At 59.7% G+C, this 17,656-nt stretch carries 8 protein-coding genes; 3 read left to right on the top strand and 5 right to left on the bottom strand.

The window, feature by feature from the left end; genetic code table 11:
• Positions 1–53: 53 nt before the first annotated feature.
• The 3 genes from ASF61_RS00160 to tkt form a co-directional block, all read right to left on the bottom strand.
• The gene (locus ASF61_RS00160; protein ID WP_229205658.1) at positions 54–2,729 is read right to left on the bottom strand and encodes a TonB-dependent siderophore receptor; all 2,676 of its coding nucleotides are present in this window, start codon (positions 2,727–2,729) and stop codon (positions 54–56) included.
• Positions 2,730–3,036: 307 nt separating this feature from the next.
• The gene (gap, locus tag ASF61_RS00165) at positions 3,037–4,047 is read right to left on the bottom strand and encodes a type I glyceraldehyde-3-phosphate dehydrogenase (protein WP_056149829.1); all 1,011 of its coding nucleotides are present in this window, start codon (positions 4,045–4,047) and stop codon (positions 3,037–3,039) included.
• Positions 4,048–4,097: 50 nt separating this feature from the next.
• Positions 4,098–6,092, bottom strand: coding sequence for a transketolase (gene tkt / locus ASF61_RS00170; protein WP_056149831.1), 1,995 nt, complete (start codon positions 6,090–6,092; stop codon positions 4,098–4,100).
• Between the two features lie 144 nt (positions 6,093–6,236).
• On the opposite strand from tkt, the gene ASF61_RS00175 reads away from it, so the two are divergent.
• On the top strand, positions 6,237–6,965 hold the full coding sequence (locus tag ASF61_RS00175) for a 16S rRNA (uracil(1498)-N(3))-methyltransferase (RefSeq protein ID WP_056149839.1): 729 nt from the start codon (positions 6,237–6,239) through the stop codon (positions 6,963–6,965).
• A gap of 91 nt (positions 6,966–7,056) precedes the next feature.
• On the opposite strand, the gene ASF61_RS00180 is transcribed toward ASF61_RS00175, so the two are convergent.
• Complete coding sequence (locus ASF61_RS00180) at positions 7,057–9,966, bottom strand: TonB-dependent receptor (protein ID WP_056149843.1); 2,910 nt, start codon at positions 9,964–9,966, stop codon at positions 7,057–7,059.
• Between the two features lie 596 nt (positions 9,967–10,562).
• On the opposite strand from ASF61_RS00180, the gene ASF61_RS00185 reads away from it, so the two are divergent.
• Positions 10,563–11,858: an aspartyl/asparaginyl beta-hydroxylase domain-containing protein gene (locus tag ASF61_RS00185; protein WP_056149846.1), complete on the top strand. Its 1,296-nt coding sequence runs from the start codon at positions 10,563–10,565 to the stop codon at positions 11,856–11,858.
• Between the two features lie 59 nt (positions 11,859–11,917).
• Here the strand turns inward: ASF61_RS00185 and ASF61_RS00190 are convergent, their stop codons facing one another.
• Positions 11,918–14,812, bottom strand: coding sequence for a TonB-dependent receptor domain-containing protein (locus ASF61_RS00190; protein ID WP_229205659.1), 2,895 nt, complete (start codon positions 14,810–14,812; stop codon positions 11,918–11,920).
• Positions 14,813–15,776: 964 nt separating this feature from the next.
• Here ASF61_RS00190 and ASF61_RS00195 point away from each other — a divergent pair.
• Positions 15,777–17,438, top strand: coding sequence for an NAD(P)/FAD-dependent oxidoreductase (locus tag ASF61_RS00195; RefSeq protein ID WP_056149861.1), 1,662 nt, complete (start codon positions 15,777–15,779; stop codon positions 17,436–17,438).
• Positions 17,439–17,656 lie beyond the last annotated feature (218 nt).

The following is a 17,656-nucleotide window of genomic DNA, read 5'->3' on the forward strand; positions in this document are numbered from 1 at the left end:
AAATCCTTCCCGGCTCACGCCGGAAAGGACGCTAAAAAATGGACAGGGCCCGCTTAGAAAGCGTAACGCGCGTTGACGTAGGCGTAACGGCCCACCACGTCGTTCAGGCCCTGCACATAGGTATCGTTGTAGACGCTGTTGGAGTACACCATCGCCTTGTCGAACACGTTGTTGACGCCGACGTTCACGCTCAGCTGCTTGCTGGCCTTGAGCGAATAGTTCAGGTCCCACACCGTGTACGACGGAATCCGCGCATTGGTGATCGCTGCATCCTGCGTGTAGGTCGGATCGGTGATGTTCAGGGTGCTGGCGGTGGTGCGCGCCGTCAGGCCGATCTGGTGCACATCGAACTGGTAGGCCGTCAGGAACGAATTGTTCCAGCGCGGGTGGACCGTGCCGCCCAGACGGCTCTCGATATCCTGGCCCGGCGCGATGCTCTGGTCGTACTTGAAGGTGTAGTTGTTCACCTCGTGGAAATGCAGTTTGCCATAGCTGCCCAGCGCCAGGTCGTATTTCAGATCGAGGTCGGCACCCGAGATCTTGGTCTTGCCGACATTGATGAACGGCGCAGTGATGCTCTTGATGCGGCCCTTGTTCAGGCCCGGGTGGGTGGCTTCCAGCGCCGGATTGCGCGGGTCGCGTTCGATCAGCGCTGCGTAGCCGGGAATGCTGTCTTCGTGATCGAGAATGTATTGCGCGTCGAGCGACTGGATGGTCTGGCGCTGATCGATGCCGTACCAGTCGAGCGACGCCGACAGGTTTTTCATCGGCTGCAAGACGATGCCCAGCGAATAGTTATTGGCCTTTTCCGCCTTCAGGTCGGGATTGCCCTTCAGGTAGACCTTCGGCAAATACGAACACTGTGCGCCGACATAACCGAGCGGACCGCAACGGACGTAGTCGGCAACGGTGGTGTACGCCGTGGTGACCGAGCCGATCTCGGGCAAGGTCGGCGCCTTGAACGACGTGGTCGCCGAGCCGCGCAGCAAGACTGCATCGGTAGCACGCCAGGCCAGCGCCAGCTTCGGATTCCAGCTGTTGCCGAAATCGCTGTAATGGTCGCCGCGCAGCGCCAGCTGGGCGTCGAGCTTGGGCAGTACCGGCACCGACAGTTCACCGTAGACCGAATACAGGCTGCGCGACGCCTTGCTGCTGGTGGCGCCGTAATCGACGATATTGCCCGCCAGCGTCTGTGGATCGGCAACGTCGTCGATCGATTCATGGCTGGCCTGCGCACCCCAGGCAAAACCGACCGGCCTGCCGTCGAACGAGAACAGGTTTGCCGTGCTCATCTTCCACTCGGCAGTGCCGAGCTTGGATGTCGCCGTGTGGTGCATGGTGTACAGCATCGGCGATACCACGCTCATCGGGTTGGCCGGGTTGAACGGATCGTAGCCGCCGTTGCCCATCACGCCGTCGTTGAGCAGCTGGGTCGAGACATCGAGCAGTACCGCGTTGGTGGTGTCGTCGTTGAGCTTGCTGCGATTGAGGTTGACGGCAAATTCGCTGTCCCAGCCCTTGACGCTGCCGCGCCAGCCGGTCACCAGGCGCGCGGTGTCGTTCTTGATGGTTTCGACCTTGTGACCTGCCTCGGTGATCGCGTGGAATACCTGCAAGCGGTCGCCGGGGGTAAATCCGTTGGTGCTATCGGTCGGGCCTGGCAAGCCCAGCACACCGGGATTGGTGGTGCCATCGGTGGGCACCAGCTGGGCACTGCTGAAATTCGGATAGGCTTGCGTGTACAGCGACTTGTTGTGATTCAGACCCAGTTCGGCAAACAGCTCGTCGCCGCCGCCCAGACGCTTGGTGACGATGGTCGAAAAGCCGGCGCGCTCGATGCGCGGTGTCAGCTGTCTATTGGGCTTGGTGAAGCAGACCTGGTCCAGCGTCCCTGCAGCAATGCCGACCGTGCCCTGGCATCCAGGGATGACATACCCTGGCTCGCCATTGTCATAGTCGCGCACGTAGCCGAGGAATTCGGTTTGCGCGCGCTGGTCGGTGCCGCCGAAACGCGTGTAGTCGGGATTGGCCAGCGCGGAATGCTTGCTGCTTTGCAGAGAATTGCGCTTGAGCGCATCGACCGTCATCAGGACGTTGTAGCCATCCTTGTCGAGGTCGCCCCAGCCCTTGGTCAGGCTGGCATTAAAGGTCGAGCCATCGCCCTTGACGTTGGCGCCGACGTTGCCGGTCACTTCCATGCCCTGGTAGTTGTCGCGGGTCTTGAAGTTGATCACGCCGGCCACCGCATCCGAGCCGTAGATGGCCGAAGCGCCATCGCGCAGGATCTCGACGCTCTCGAGTGCTGCCAGCGGAATATTGTTGAGATCGACGAAACTGTTTTCTGCGCCGTTGGCGAAACCGTAGTTCGCCAGGCGACGACCGTTGAGCAGGATCAGCGTGTACTTGGCATCGAGGCCGCGCAGGGCGACCGAACTGGCGCCGCCGGCAAACGAGTTGTAGCTGTTACCGTCGAGTGCGACGCCGACCGACGGCAGCTTGCTCAGCATTTCCACCACGGTACTGGCGCCGCTTCTTTCGATATCGACACGCGAAATGATCTCAACCGGGGTGGAGCCCTCGCCGGCGATACGGGCGATATTGGAGCCGGTGATGATCACCTTCTGCGGTTCGGCCGCGCTGCTTGCCTCGGTGACGGTTTGCGCCTGGGCGGTCGACAACAGCACGGTGGCGCCCGCCAGCGCGCTCAAGGCCAGACGGACGGATAACACCCCAGGTTTTTCTTTTAAGCTCATTCAGTGACTCCCATGATTAACGGCAGTCGCGGTGCGACTGCATGACGAACACCAGCCAGTTTTTTCGGGCTGACGGTTCAGTCTCGCAGGAGCACTTTTAAAAATGAAGGGTATGACGGGTGGGATTTGTATCAAAATTTACAAAGCGCACGATATACAACAGTGAGCGTCTACTAACCTTTCCTATAGGTTAGGAACGGCGTCATTTGGGGTAAGTCGGCGGCCACCAAACAAAAAACCCTCCGGGCTTGCGCCGGGAGGGTTTTGCTTTGCACGCCGTAAATTACTTGGCGTTCATCAGCGCCACGGTGGTGTCGAGCATGCGGTTCGAGAAGCCCCACTCGTTGTCGTACCACGACGATACCTTGACCAGGCGGCCCGAGACCTTGGTCAGGGTCGAATCGAAGTTCGACGAGGCCGGGTTGTGGTTGAAGTCGACCGAGACCAGCGGTTCGGTCTGATAGGTCAGCACTTCTTTCAGCGCGCCTTCGGCAGCCGCTTTCATCAGCGCGTTGACTTCATCGACCGTGGTGTCGCGCTTGGCGATGAACGACAGGTCCACCAGCGAGACGTTGATGGTCGGCACGCGGATCGCGAAGCCGTCCAGCTTGCCATTCAGTTCCGGCAGCACCAGGCCGACAGCGGCAGCAGCGCCGGTCTTGGTCGGGATCATGCTCATGGTGGCCGAACGGGCGCGGCGCAGGTCTTCGTGCATCACGTCCGACAGGACCTGGTCGTTGGTGTATGCGTGCACGGTGGTCATCAGGCCGGTTTCCAGGCCGATGGCGTCGTTGAGTGGCTTGACCAGCGGGGCCAGGCAGTTGGTGGTGCACGAGGCGTTCGAGATCACGGTGTCCGACGCTTTCAGCACATTCTGGTTGACGCCGTACACGATGGTGGCGTCGACGTCCTTGCCGCCCGGTGCCGAGATGATGACTTTCTTGGCGCCGCCTTTCAGGTGGGCCGAGGCTTTTTCCTTGGTGGTGAAGAAGCCGGTGCACTCGAGCACCACGTCCACGCCCAGGTCGCCCCATGGGATTTCGGCCGGGTTGCGCTGCGCGAACACGCGGATCACGTCGCCGTTCACGATCATGTTATCGCCGTCCACTTCCACGGTGCCGGGGAACTTGCCGTGGGCGGTGTCGTAGCGGGTCAGGTGGGCGTTCGACTTGGCGTCGCCCAGGTCGTTGATCGCCACGATCTGGATGTCCTGCTTCTTGCCGCCTTCGTAGAAAGCGCGCAGCACATTGCGGCCGATGCGGCCGTAGCCGTTAATTGCAACTTTGATCGTCATGCTTTTGCTCCTGATAGAAAAAAAATCTGTACTTAGTAAGCAATTATAGATTAAGCAATCACCAGTTTGGCTTTCGCGACAACATTTTCCACGGTGAAGCCGAAATGCTTGAACAGCACGCCTGCCGGGGCCGACTCGCCGAAGGTGTCGATGCCGACCACTGCGCCTTCCAGGCCCACGTACTTGTACCAGAAATCGGTGACGCCGGCTTCGATGGCCACGCGCGGCACGTCCTTGGTCAATACGCTGGCCTTGTAGGCGGCGTCCTGGCGGTCGAACACGTCGGTCGACGGCATCGACACCACGCGCGCAGGGATGCCTTCGGCGTTCAGCGCGGAGGCAGCGGCAACCGCCAGCTCCACCTCGGAACCGGTGGCGATCAGCGTGACCTTGGCGTCGGCCGTTTCGTGCAGCACGTAACCGCCGCGGGCGATGGCCGCCACGGTTTCGGGCTTGCGCTCCTGGTACGGCAGGTTCTGGCGCGAGAAGATCAGCGTCGACGGACCGTTCTTGCGCTTGACTGCCTCGCCCCAGGCCACCATGGTTTCGGTGGTGTCGCATGGACGCCAGTTGTCGAGGTTGGGGATCAGGCGCATCGACGAGATATGCTCAACCGACTGGTGGGTGGGACCGTCTTCGCCGAGGCCGATCGAATCGTGGGTGAACACGAACAGCGAACGCTGCTTCATCAGCGCGGCCATGCGCAGGGCGTTGCGGCTGTAGTCCGAGAAGGTCAAGAAGGTGGCGCCAAACGGAATGTAACCGCCGTGCAGGGCGACGCCGTTCATGATGGCGGCCATGCCGAATTCGCGCACACCGTAGTTGACGTGGTTGCCTGGCTTGCCCGAACGGACGGCTACCGACTCTTTCCAGTTGGTCAGGTTCGAGCTGGTCAGGTCAGCGGAACCGCCGAGGAATTCCGGCAGCACCGGCGCCAGCGCCTGGATCGCGTTCTGGCTGGCCTTGCGGGTGGCGATGGTTTCCTTTTTCTCGACCGTGGCGGCAATCGCGGCAGCCAGGGTGGCGTCGAAGGCGGCTGGCAGGTCGCCGGCCATACGGCGGCTCAGTTCGGCAGCTTCGGCCGGGAACTGGGCGCTGTAGTCGTTAAAGAGCTTGGTCCAGTCGGCTTCGTGCGCGGCACCCTGCTGCTTGGCATCCCACGCCGTGTACACCTCAGCCGGGATCTCGAATGGCACCGAGGTCCAGCCGATGTACTCGCGTACATTGGCCACTTCCTTGTCGCCGAGTGCGGCGCCGTGCACCTTGTCGCCGCCTTGCAGGTTGGGCGAGCCCTTGCCGATGACGGTCTTGCAGCAGATCAGGGTCGGCCTGGTGGCAGTCTTGGCGGCGGCGATCGCGGCCGAGACGGTAGCGACGTCGTGACCGTCGACGCCACGGATCACGTTCCAGCCGTACGCTTCGAAACGGGCCGGGGTATCGTCGGTGAACCAGCCTTCGACCTTGCCGTCGATGGAGATGCCGTTATCGTCGTACAGGGCGATCAGCTTGGACAGGCCCAGGGTGCCGGCCAACGCGCACACCTCGTGCGAGATGCCTTCCATCAGGCAGCCATCGCCGAGGAAGGCGTAGGTGTAGTGGTCGACGACATCGAAGCCAGGCTTGTTGAATTCGCTTGCCAGCAGCCATTCGGCCAGCGCCATGCCGACTGCATTGGCCAGGCCTTGACCGAGCGGACCGGTGGTCGTTTCCACGCCGGGCGTGATATCGACTTCAGGGTGGCCAGGGGTCTTGGAATGCATCTGGCGGAAGTCGCGGATGTCATCCATGGTCACGGCGTAGCCGGACAGGTGCAGCAACGCATAGTGCAGCATCGAGCCATGGCCGTTGGACAGCAGGAAACGGTCGCGATTGACCCATTTCGGGTTGGCCGGATTATGGCGGTAATGCCCGCTCCACAGCGCAACGGCAATCTCGGCCATGCCCATCGGCATGCCTGGGTGGCCGGAATTGGCCTTCTGGACGGCGTCCATTGCCAGCGCGCGGATCGCGTTGGCCATAGGGGTGTGGGGGAGCGTAGAAGTCATCGTAGGTCAATCACGAAAGTATGGAAACTGGGCGCAAGGGGCGCAGTGACACAACGCGCACGACGCTTGCTGGGCCCATTATTTTAACAGACGATGACTGCCACCATTTAAAATTGCACTCCCATTCCACATAACACAGCTGCCATGCCGCGCTTCTTCTGCCCCCTGCCACTGGCCATCGGCCAGACCGTTTCCCTGCCAGACGCCGTGGTCCACCACGTCCAGGTGCTGCGCCTGGCCCAGGGCGACCTGATCACGCTGTTCAATGGTGAAGGCGGCGAATACACGGCCGCGCTGACCGAACTGGCGCGCCGCAGCGCCAGTGCCGAAGTGCGTGACCACACAGCACGCGAGGTCGAGCTGCCCTTCGCGCTGACGCTGGTGCAGGGTGTGCCCGAAGGCAGCAAGATGGACTGGATCGTGGAAAAAGCGGTCGAGCTGGGCGTGAGCGCCATCGTCCCGCTGACGGCGCGCCGCTCGGTGGTGCGGCTGTCTGGCGAACGGGCGGAAAAGCGCCTGGCACACTGGCAAGGCGTGGTGGTGAGCGCATCGGAGCAATGCGGGCGCAACCGGCTGGCCACGGTGGCGCCGGTACAGGACGTCCAGCGCTGGCTGGCAGTGCCGGCCGCAGGCAGTCAGCGCATCCTGCTCAGCCCCCGCGCGCAGCAATCGCTGGCGCACTGGGCGCGCAGCACCGCGCCCTGCCCAGTCGATTTGCTGGTCGGGCCCGAAGGCGGCTACAGTGACGAGGAAGAAGCGGCAGCGATGGCTGCCGGCGCCCTGCCGCTGTCGATGGGACCGCGCGTGCTGCGCACCGAGACGGCGGGACTGGCGGCGGCGGCGATGCTGGCAGCCGCCTGGGGTGGGATCTGACAGCTTTCGTGCAAAAAAGGCAGGATGACAAGTCATCCTGCCTTTTTTTATGGGGCGATGGACGGCATCGCTGCCGCCCGTTACTTTCAGTTTAGAAAGTGTAGCCCAGGCCCAGGCTGAAGAAGCGGCCGACAGCGCCCGGCTGGTGCAAGGAAGCATTGTAGGAAGTCTGCGTACCTGCGTTGCCGTAGGTGCCGACGTCGATCGGCGGCGCCTTGTCGAACACGTTCAGAATGCTGCCTTTCAGGGTCAGGTTAGGCGTGACCTTGTATTGCAGGTTCAGGTTGGTCACCGTGAACGACGCCACGCGGCAATAGCTGGCAGGCTGAATCGCGTTGGCGAAGTAGTTGCGGCCGCCGACATCGACACCGGTCGAAGCGCAATCGGTGCCACCAACCGACGGGTCGAGCGACGAGAACGAGCTGGTGTAATTCACGGTCGTCGTCACATCGAGCGGACCACGCGCCCAGTTCAGCGAGAACTGTGCACGGTTCTTCGGATTGCCGGTGGCGCCGCCCACGCCCGATGGGCCCTGGGTGCCAGCCAGCTGGTAACTGACGCCGTTCACACTCTGGGTGTAGTCGAACGTGTGCGCTGCGCTCAGGTCGGCTCGCAAGGTGCCCAGATCACTTGGCAGACGGAAGCGGTAATTAACGGACGCTTCGATACCGCTGGTCGTAGTTTTACCCGCGTTGATATAACCCGAGGTGGCGTACAGGATTGGACCGACCGGCGACAACACCGAGGCCTGCGAACCGTCGGCTTGCACAGTATCCATCTGGACCGGTGCGCCGCGCACGAAGGACGGCTGATAGTTAGGATCGCTGGTGGCAGCGCTGACAATCTGGTTGCTCAGCTCGATCTTGTAATAGTCAAACGTCACGCCCAAGCCAGGCAGCGGCGCCAATACGACACCCAGGTCATACGACTTGGATTTTTCAGGCGACAGGTTCTTGCTCGTCTGCTGCACGAACACAGGGGTGAAGCTGCAATAGATCGGTACGCTGCCAACTGCTTTGTTATCGCCGGTTGGGCACAGCACCGGATCCTTGATCGCGTTGTACGAGAAGAACGAACCCGCACTACCCGATTCGGCAGGGTTAGGTGCACGGAAACCGCGCGCGAAGTTACCACGCAGTGCAAACTCTTTCGCTGGCGTCCACTTGAAGTTCGCAGCCGGGGTGAATGAGTGACCGTAGGTATCGAAATGGTCGTAACGACCCGAGATGCTGGTTTCGAGATTCTTGATCAGCGTGGCTTGCAATTCAGCGAAAGCAGCGGTGTTGGTCTCCGAACCAAACACGAACGGCGAGGTGCTGGCGACCTGGCCGTTGGCGGTCAGTGCAGCCGGGGGGGCATCCCATTCACGCTTGTGCCAGTGCAGACCTGCTGCGAATACCAGCGGACCGGCGCCGAGTTGGGTCAGCTCGCGGCTGGCGGTCGCATCGGCGTAGTTCAGCTTTGACGTGTTGGTATTCGAGAAGCGCGGCGATACTGCATCGATCTGCGCCTGGGTGTTACCTCCCAACACATTGAACGTGCCATTGACCAGCGCGTTGTACAGGGCATTACGGTCGACGTAACCACTGTAGTCGATCTCGACCTTGGACTTGGTCAGACCGCCCGCACCGCGGATATCCCAGCCGTAAGCCGTACCGGACAGGTCCAGCGCCAGACGGGTAGCCGTCGCCGTGTTTTCCGACGTATTGCGTGGATTAGTGCCAGGAATGTAGCCATACAGGCGAGCGTTGCCTGGCAAGGTATTGACGATGCCCGCGCCAACCGGGGCGCCAGGCGCAAAGGTGGTCGAGGCAATGGCGCCGACGGCAGGCACCAGGGTGCCATCAGGACTGAGGGCATTGTTGCCCGCGAAGCTGGTGGGCGAGAAGACCGGTGGCATGCCACGGTTGTTGGTGCTGTCGCGCTTGAAGTACGAACCTTTCACACCGAGCTCCCAATCGCCAGCAAGCTTCTTGGTGACACCGGCGAGGACGTTGATGTTTTCGGTTTTAGGCTGAATGAAGGACGAGTTATCGGCCACTGCGCATTGACCTGCGCGGTATCTGACGAAGTCGCAATTCGCGTCCAAGAAACGATAGTTGGCCGGGTTATCGACGGCACCGTATGGTTTGCCGGTCGCAGGATTGGTGCCTGCCAGCGCCGCGCCACTTGGGTTGTACAGGAACGGAGAACTGGCTTGGGTCAGGTACGAATTAAGCGCAGTCGGCACACCCAAGGTCAAATCGTTACCACCACGGCTGGTCCAGTTCGGATCGTTCCAGTCGACGGCGCGGCGATCTTCGATCTTGATCGCTCCCTGGCGACGGAACTCGGCGCTGACGAAAGCATTGTAGCCGTCTGCATCGAGGTCCCCGAACCCGGTGGTGATCGACGCGCGCTTGGTGCTTCCGCCACCGTGCTGGGTCGTACCGCCTTCTGCCGATACGCTGGTACCGTTATAGCTTTTCTTCAAGATGATGTTGACCACACCAGCCACAGCATCCGAGCCGTACAGGGAAGAGGCTCCCGCCTTCAGAACTTCGATACGTTCGATGGCTTCAAATGGAATATTCGACACGTCGACGAACGAGCGCTGGGCATCGTCGCCGATGGCGTAAGGGGCTACGCGGTGACCGTCGAGCAGCACCAGGGTCGCACCCACGCTCAGGCCGCGCAGGGAAATGCCCGAAGCGCCGTTGGCGAATGCGCCAGAGAAACCGGTGCCCAGGGTACCCGCACCGTTGGCGGCCAGATCGGTCAGCAGTTCGGCAACGGATGTCTTACCGCTCCGCTGGATATCAGCGGCCGAAATCGTCTGTACAGGCGTCGCAGTTTCGGTATCGGTGCGGCTGATCAGGGAGCCGGTCACGACGACGCGTTGGACAGGTTCGGAACCGCTGGCTTGCTGAGCCATCACAGGCGTGACGGCTGCGATGGAAAATGCGCCGCTGGCAATCACTTGCAGGATCGCTACTGGCATGGGTTTGATACGCAACTTCATTAAAAAGCTCCTTCAGGACATTTGCCTAATTTGCGGGGGGTCACTGGGTAAAGTTTGTCCACACAAATACACCAACGGTTACAGATGTGACCGATCTGATACATAGAACCATATGGCTTTGCACGGTGTCAATGAATCCACGAAAACTATAGCCTTAAAACAACACATTAATTTTTTTTATCGCATTTTTCGCCATAGCTTATTCGGTATCAGTGCAAAGAATCCACAATTTAGTGCGGGAGTGCTCAGTTTTGGTGCAAAATATCTTTAATGCAGCGCAGCAAAATGTGAGGGTCCTGCCTTATCGTCTGTAACCCCGAAACCATTAACAGTGAAGGCTTTCTCTCGCGGCTCAAGCAAAGGTGGCGCGATCCGGACTGAATAAATTTTTTGCACTCGCAGCAATATCAACATCGCATCTTTCGTCCGCATAGACCTCCTGGCTACGCTGCACAGAGGTGATCAGGTGTAGCAGATTTGTAACGGGTAGCTGTTTAAAATTCACGGCAAATGGAATTTCACGCTACTCAGATAATTCAAGCGTATCCACGAGGATATAATTTTTTCTCTCACCAATCTGTCAAAGTGGCCCATTAATGCAATTTCCTCAGCCGTCGCAGACTGACCTCGCCATCCTGGAGGCAGCAGCCATCCAGGCCACCCAGGCAGGAAAGTCGGAGGATGCGGCCCGCACCTGGGCCCGCATCCTCGAACTCCATCCCGCCCATGCCTCGGCGCTGAGCGCACTGGGTAAACGCGCCTTCCGCCACGGCGATCTTCCCACCGCGCACCGCGCGTTTTCGCGGCTCGCAGCAGCGGCGCCAGACGATCCGCAAAGCTGGATCAGCCTGGCGCTAGCGTGCCAGGGCCTGCAGGATGAAAGCGGTGAGGAAGCTGCGCTGCACCGCGCGCTGGTGGCCGATCCCTCGCACATGGTGGCGCTGATCATGCGCGCCAACCTGCTGGAACGCCAGGGCAAGAACCATCAGTCGGCATCGGTGTACGGCGCCGTGGCAGCGGTGGCGCCCCCGCTCGACCAGCTCGAGCCGGGCCTGCGCGGCGCGGTCGAACACGCGATGCAATATGTCGATCACTATAACGACGGCTATGGACGTTTTCTCGACAACTACCTCGAGGAGCAGTACCGGCGACACCCGGGCGAAGACCTGCGCCGCTTCCGCGACTCGCTCGACATCATGGTCGGGCGCAAGCGCCGTTATGAATCACAGGCCATGCTGTACCACTTCCCCGGCCTGTTGCCGTATGCGTTCTTGCCGCGCGAGGAGTTCCCGTGGCTGGACGCCATCGAAGCAGGCACCGACATCATCCGCGACGAATTCCTGCGAGTCCTGGAGCGGCAACAGGGCTTCACGCCCTACCTGACCTATCCCGATGATGTGCCGCACAACCAGTTCGCGGAACTGAACAACTCGCCCGACTGGAGTGCCTTTCACCTGCTCAAGGATGGTCAGCCGGTCGCGGAAAACGTGGTGCAGTGCCCGCGCACCATGGAGCTGCTGACCCATGCGCCGCAGCCGGACCAGGCAGGCCGTACGCCGGTAGCACTGTTTTCGCTGCTCAAGCCGCGCACCCGGATTCCGCCTCATACGGGCGTGAGCAACGCGCGTTTGCTCACACACGTGCCGCTGATCGTCCCGGCCGATTGCGGCTTCCGGGTCGGTAACGAAACCCGGGCCTGGGTGCCGGGCCAGGCCTGGGTGTTCGACGACACCATCGAACACGAGGCCTGGAACAATAGCGACAAGCTACGCGTGATCATGATTTTTGACATCTGGCATCCGCATCTGTCGCCGGCAGAGCGCCAGATGATTACTGCACTGGCGGACGGTATCAACCGCTTCCGCGGCCAGCGCGACAGCTACGGCGCCTGAAACGCCGCCCCCCAAAAAAAACGGCGCCCGAGGGCGCCGTTGCTTTGAGCCGAGCCGTATCAGAAGCGCGCGGTCAGGTTCAGGTAGATGAAGCGACCCATCGAGTCATACACCTGTGGGTAGGTGTTGCCGTTGGCAAAACCAGCTGCTGCGGTCACATTGGTCGACACGATCGGAGGATCCTTGTCGAACAGATTGTTGATACCGCCGCTCACCGTGATCATTTTGCTCAAAGGATATTGAGCATTCAGGTCGAAGTAGCTGCGCGATGCCAGGTGGTCTTCGATCTTGGCCGGCGGCGTGTCGCCTTTCAGCAGCGCATTGTCGCTCAGCAGTTCCGACTTGGCCTTGCCGATGTAGCGCCAGGTTGCAGCCAGCTCCAGTTTCCAAGGGGTCGACCAGGTGGCACGGGCCTTATGACGCCATTTCGGCGTCGGCGTGCCGCAGGTGGCGCCGAAGTAACCGGTGCAGTCGTATTCGCCCAGGCCAGGAACGTTTTCGACGGTCGAGGTCTTCATCAAGGTGCCGAGCAGGTTCAGCGACAGGTTGCCCATGGCACCCATGCGCTGGTAGTACGAAGCACCGAGGTCGACGCCGCTGGTGCCAACCGAACCAATGTTGGCATTGGTGGCCACCACGTAACCGGCAGTGGTCAGCCACAGCGAACCTTGCGCATCACGCTTGACCAGCGAGCAGAAGACCGGGTTGCCGGTGTTCAGGCACTGGGTCAGCGCGATGGTTGGATCTACGGTCGAAATCGTATCTTCGATCTTGATATGGAAATAGTCGGCGGTCAGGGTCAGATCTTTGACCGGCGTCAGCACGATGCCAGCCGTGTAGGTGGTGCCACGCTCTGGCGCCAGGTTCGGATTACCGCCGGTCAGGCTCGAGTACTGGTTGGCCGAGTTGTTTTCGATATTACCGTATTGCGCTGCGGTGACACCGGTACGGGCGCACTGCGCTGCCGTCGCGGTCAGGGTGGCGCTGCCGATTGCGCCCGAGCATGGGTCGTTTGACGGACCGCCGTTACCAACCGATTGAGGGTTATACAGATTGGCAATGGTCGGCGCACGCACGGCACGCTGGTAGCTGCCACGCAGACGGACCTGATCGACCAGAGCCCAGTCCAGATCCAGACCATAGGTGTTGGCCTTGCGATTGGTGCTGTAGTCCGAATGACGGTAGGTACCATGGAAATCCAGCGATTTCACCAGCGGCACGTCCGACAGGACAGGCACACGCACTTCGCCGAAGATTTCCTTGACCGAGTAGCCGTTGGTCAGTGGTGGCGCTGCACCGCTACCGCCCGACAGGTCGCCCGACAGCGAGGCTTCATCCGGTGCAAACACCAGCTTTTCCGCGCGGTGCTCGGCGCCGAAGGAAACGCCTACGCCATTGCTGGCCCATGGGCTCTTGACCCCATAGCTGGTCAGATCGGCAGCAACGTTGCCGCCGTAGATGATCTGCTGCACGTAACCGCCGATCTGGCCGCCGGCGCTCAAGTAAGCAAGCTGCTGTGGAGTGATGGCACCGCCGAACAAGTTATACGGTACGCAATTCGGGTCTGCGCCGCTGACAGCCGATGCGCAGACTGCGTTGCCGTTGGCGTCGGCCACCACATCCATGGCGCGGCCGATACGGGTCGCCGAGAAGTAGTTCTTGTTCTGCTCGGAGTGGTTGACGCGGGCAAACTGGCCGAACACGTCATAATTCCACTCGCCGACTTCGCCTTTCACGCCCAGCACTTCGCGGAACGAGGTATCGCTGATCGAATTGATACGCGGGCCGCCTTCGACGTTGCGTTTGCCGATGGTGACGTTGGTCGACGGGTTGGCTGCGGACAGGCCGAGCGCCGATTTCCATGCTTGACTCAGCAGTGGATTGTCGAAGCGCAGCGTCGATTGCACGCCGTAGAAAATACCGCCTGGAGCAATCTGCGCATCGGTCGAGTAGTTGTGGAACGCGAATTCGGTATAAACCTTCGCCTTGTCGTTGATATTGTAGTGGCCCTGGGCGGTTACGTTGTAGTTCTTCGACGGACGCTGCAGATAATTCAGCGGACCGAAGTTGTACGCATCGGTGGCGGCGCTGTATCGACGCACGCCGCCATTGCCGTCGTTGGTAAACGAACCAAGGCTGTTGGTTACGCGACCGCTGGCCTGGGTGCCCGAACCCGAGCACGAGAAGCCGGTAGCGCCGCCGGACAATGCGCACGAGGTAAAGTCACGCTGCGATTGCAGCAGAGGATCGGTTTCCTTGTAGCTCAGGAAGATCGTCGCATTACCCTTGTTATCGGCGAAATTTCCGCCCATGAGTACGCTAAGGTCCTTGGTCTTGCCGTCGAAATTATTATTGCCTGGCACCGGATAACCGCGTTTCTCGACCACCGAGGCCACATCGTTGTGCTGATGATGGTTGTAGCCGGCCAGGTTGGCCTGCACTTCCACGCCCTCGAAGTTGTCGCGCATGATGAAGTTCACCACGCCGGCGACCGCACCCGCGCCGTACACGGCCCCAGCGCCGCCGGACAGCACTTCGACACGCTTGATCAGGCCCGCAGGAATCTCGTTCAGGTCGGGTGCTGAACTTTGTACACTACCGGCAGGCAAACGTTTGCCGTTGACCAGCACCAGAGTACGGTCCGCACCCAGGTTACGCAAGTTGACGGTAGCAGTACCGGTGGCGCCATTCGACACGGCTGCACCTTGACCCGCGAACACTTGCGGCAGGTTGTTCAGCAGATCTTCCGTATTGCGCACACCGTCGGCCTTGATGTCTTTGGAGCTGAGCACGGTAACCGGGCTGGCGCCCTCGGTCGCCAGCGTCGGAATGCGCGAACCGGTCACCTCGACCTTTTGCATTGCAGGTTCGGGCGAGGCTTCCTGCGCACTTGCCGCAACATGCATACCCAGCGCAACACCGCCAACGAACATCAGGCGGATCGAGCGAGACAAGACTGTTTCCTTGATCATTGTTTCAATTCCCATGGGAGTGTGATTATCAGACGCTTAATTCAAATAATTTAATTAAATAAAAAAGCATCCCTTTTATATACCAACCCGTTTAATAATTATCTGGATAAGACGCCTATTAAACAGATGATGAAGCCCTTCACTCTTTTAAATCTTCGGTTACATGGCGATATTCCATCCAGAAGGAATAACCACCATCTTCCTGACCCTATGGAAACATATGCCCGAAAAGATTGTCAACGCCACAGCTTGCACTTCTATGCCGTAGTTGCCACAGCTTTTAAACGATGAACCAATTTGGCGCACCGCCTCGACATGGAAGGCCGGAGACGAATGGTTACTCAATTTAACGTTGCTAATATGTGTTTTTCACGCAACACGGCTAGCATAAAAGGAAACAAAAAGCCTGCCACTTTGCCGCAACGCACCCCAAATGTTTCTGCTTTGCACTGAATACGTTCAAAATACAACAGATGGCAAGAGTTGCTCAGCCGTATTCACTTGCGAAAAAGCAAGCTAAAAAGTCAAGCAATTTGCACAGGTACTAATGGAAAGATGGGCGTGAACTGTAAAAGATGAACTGAATTTGAACTTCCAGCCAATTTAAAAAGAGACTGATCGTTACAAATTAAAGTCTTTACATGCTTCAATGAAAGACATATCTGCTTAATTTGTGCAGGTGTGCACCATATCAGTGCAGGTTGCAGATTTACAACAAGCAGCATCGCAACGGCATAATTTCATTCATTAATAAAACTTCCAGCGTGGAGCTGGCGCATTTGGCTGGACACGGACGTCATCGACGTAGCTTTACCTTTTGACAGTTCGGTCAGCTCAGCAATTGGAATGAGGAGGGGCTAACCGAAGGCAGGTTAACAATCTACGGTAAAATATCGGAATACCCCTTCATGACGCCTAAACAGCGTCCAATCATCAAAAACCGATCATGTTACGACTTAACGAAGTAAAACTCCCTCTCAATCACACCGAAGCTGAACTGCCCGCTGCCATCCTGGAACGCCTGGGCATTGCGGCAGAAGACCTGCTTAGTTTTACTGTTTTCAAGCGCAGCTACGATGCGCGCAAAAAATCGGCCATCGTCCTGATCTATTCCCTTGATGTCGAAGTCAGGGACGAGGCAGCAGTGCTCGCGCATCGTCGCCACGACAACCACCTGATGCCGTCGCCGGACATGGCTTACAAGTTTGTTGCCGACGGCGCGCAGCTGGCCGCGCACCCGGACTTCCAGCGCCCGGTGGTGATCGGCATCGGCCCTTGCGGCCTGCTGACGGCCCTGCTGCTGGCGCAGATGGGTTTGCGTCCCATCATTCTCGAACGCGGCAAGGTCGTACGTGAGCGCACGGTCGATACCTTCGGTTTCTGGCGCCAGCGCAAGCTCAATCCGGAATCGAATGTGCAGTTCGGCGAGGGCGGCGCCGGTACGTTTTCGGATGGCAAGCTGTACAGCCAGATCAAGGATCCGAAACACTACGGCCGCAAGGTACTGACCGAGTTCGTCAAGGCCGGTGCGCCCGAGGAAATCGTCTACGTGAGCAAGCCGCACATCGGCACGTTCCGCCTCGTCAAAATGGTCGAATCGATGCGCGAAACCATCGAGGCGCTTGGCGGCGAGTACCGCTTCGACAGCAAAGTCACTGACCTCGACATCGAAGAGACGGCCAGCGGCCGTCAATTACGCGGCGTGGTCCTGGAAAATGGCGAGAAGATCGTCAGCGACCACGTGGTGCTGGCAATCGGCCACAGCGCGCGCGACACCTTCCAGATGTTGTACGACCGGGGCGTATATATTGAAGCGAAACCGTTTTCGATCGGCTTCCGGGTCGAACATCCGCAATCGCTGATCGACGCCTGCCGCTTCGGTCTCAATGCCGGCCACCCGATTCTGGGCGCGGCAGACTACAAGCTCGTGCATCACGCCTCGAACGGCCGCGCCGTGTACAGTTTTTGCATGTGCCCGGGCGGCACCGTGGTGGCGGCGGCCTCCGAGCCGGGCCGTCTGGTCACCAACGGCATGAGCCAGTATTCGCGCAACGAGCGCAACGCCAACAGCGCCATCGTGGTCAGTATCTCGCCCGAAGTCGATTACCCGGGCCATCCGCTGGCCGGCATGGAATTTCAGCGCCGTCTTGAAGAAAAGGCGTTTGAACTGGGCGGCGCCACCTATGATGCGCCGGGCCAGCTGATGGGCGACTTCGTGGCCGGCCGCGCCTCGACCGACTTCGGCGCCGTGACGCCGTCGTACAAGCCGGGCGTCCACCTGACCGACCTTGCGCAAATCCTGCCCGAGTATGCGGTGACGGCGTTACGCGAAGCGTTCCCCGCGTTCGACAAGCAGATCAAGGGTTATTTCCGCCACGACGCGGTGTTGACCGGACTCGAGACGCGCACCTCGTCGCCGATACGCATCAAGCGCCGCGACGACACCCTGCAGAGCCTGAACACTGCCGGCCTGTTCCCGGCTGGCGAAGGCGCTGGCTATGCGGGCGGCATTCTGTCTGCCGGCGTGGATGGGATCAAGGTGGCGGAGGCGGTTGCGCTGTCGATGGTGGCGGCACTAGGCCTGCCCACAAAGGACAGCCAAAATTAATTAGCATGTTTCCCCGAAAATATGTCCAAAAATTTGTATTTATTTGTAAAAACGCCGTTTTTTTGGCTTGATAGCGGGAAAAGTGTTGTTTATTTCAAAGTTGTTACAGTGCTTCCATTGACCTCTCCAGGCTGCAATGGTCTGATAGCCGCCTCCGGATAATCTACGCAAGGATTAGCCGGGACGTGTAATTTTTCAGAAAAAACTACAAATCCTGG

This window comes from Duganella sp. Leaf126 (assembly GCF_001423125.1).
Classification (GTDB): Bacteria; Pseudomonadota; Gammaproteobacteria; order Burkholderiales; family Burkholderiaceae_D; genus Rugamonas.

Excerpts from the sequence above, each read along its gene's own strand:
- gap (WP_056149829.1), bottom strand. The coding sequence starts at position 4,047 with ATGACGATCAAAGTTGCAATTAACGGCTACGGCCGCATCGGCCGCAAT.
- tkt (WP_056149831.1), bottom strand. The coding sequence starts at position 6,092 with ATGACTTCTACGCTCCCCCACACCCCTATGGCCAACGCGATCCGCGCG.
- ASF61_RS00175 (WP_056149839.1), top strand. The coding sequence starts at position 6,237 with ATGCCGCGCTTCTTCTGCCCCCTGCCACTGGCCATCGGCCAGACCGTT.
- ASF61_RS00180 (WP_056149843.1), bottom strand. The coding sequence starts at position 9,966 with ATGAAGTTGCGTATCAAACCCATGCCAGTAGCGATCCTGCAAGTGATT.
- ASF61_RS00185 (WP_056149846.1), top strand. The coding sequence starts at position 10,563 with ATGCAATTTCCTCAGCCGTCGCAGACTGACCTCGCCATCCTGGAGGCA.
- ASF61_RS00195 (WP_056149861.1), top strand. The coding sequence starts at position 15,777 with ATGTTACGACTTAACGAAGTAAAACTCCCTCTCAATCACACCGAAGCT.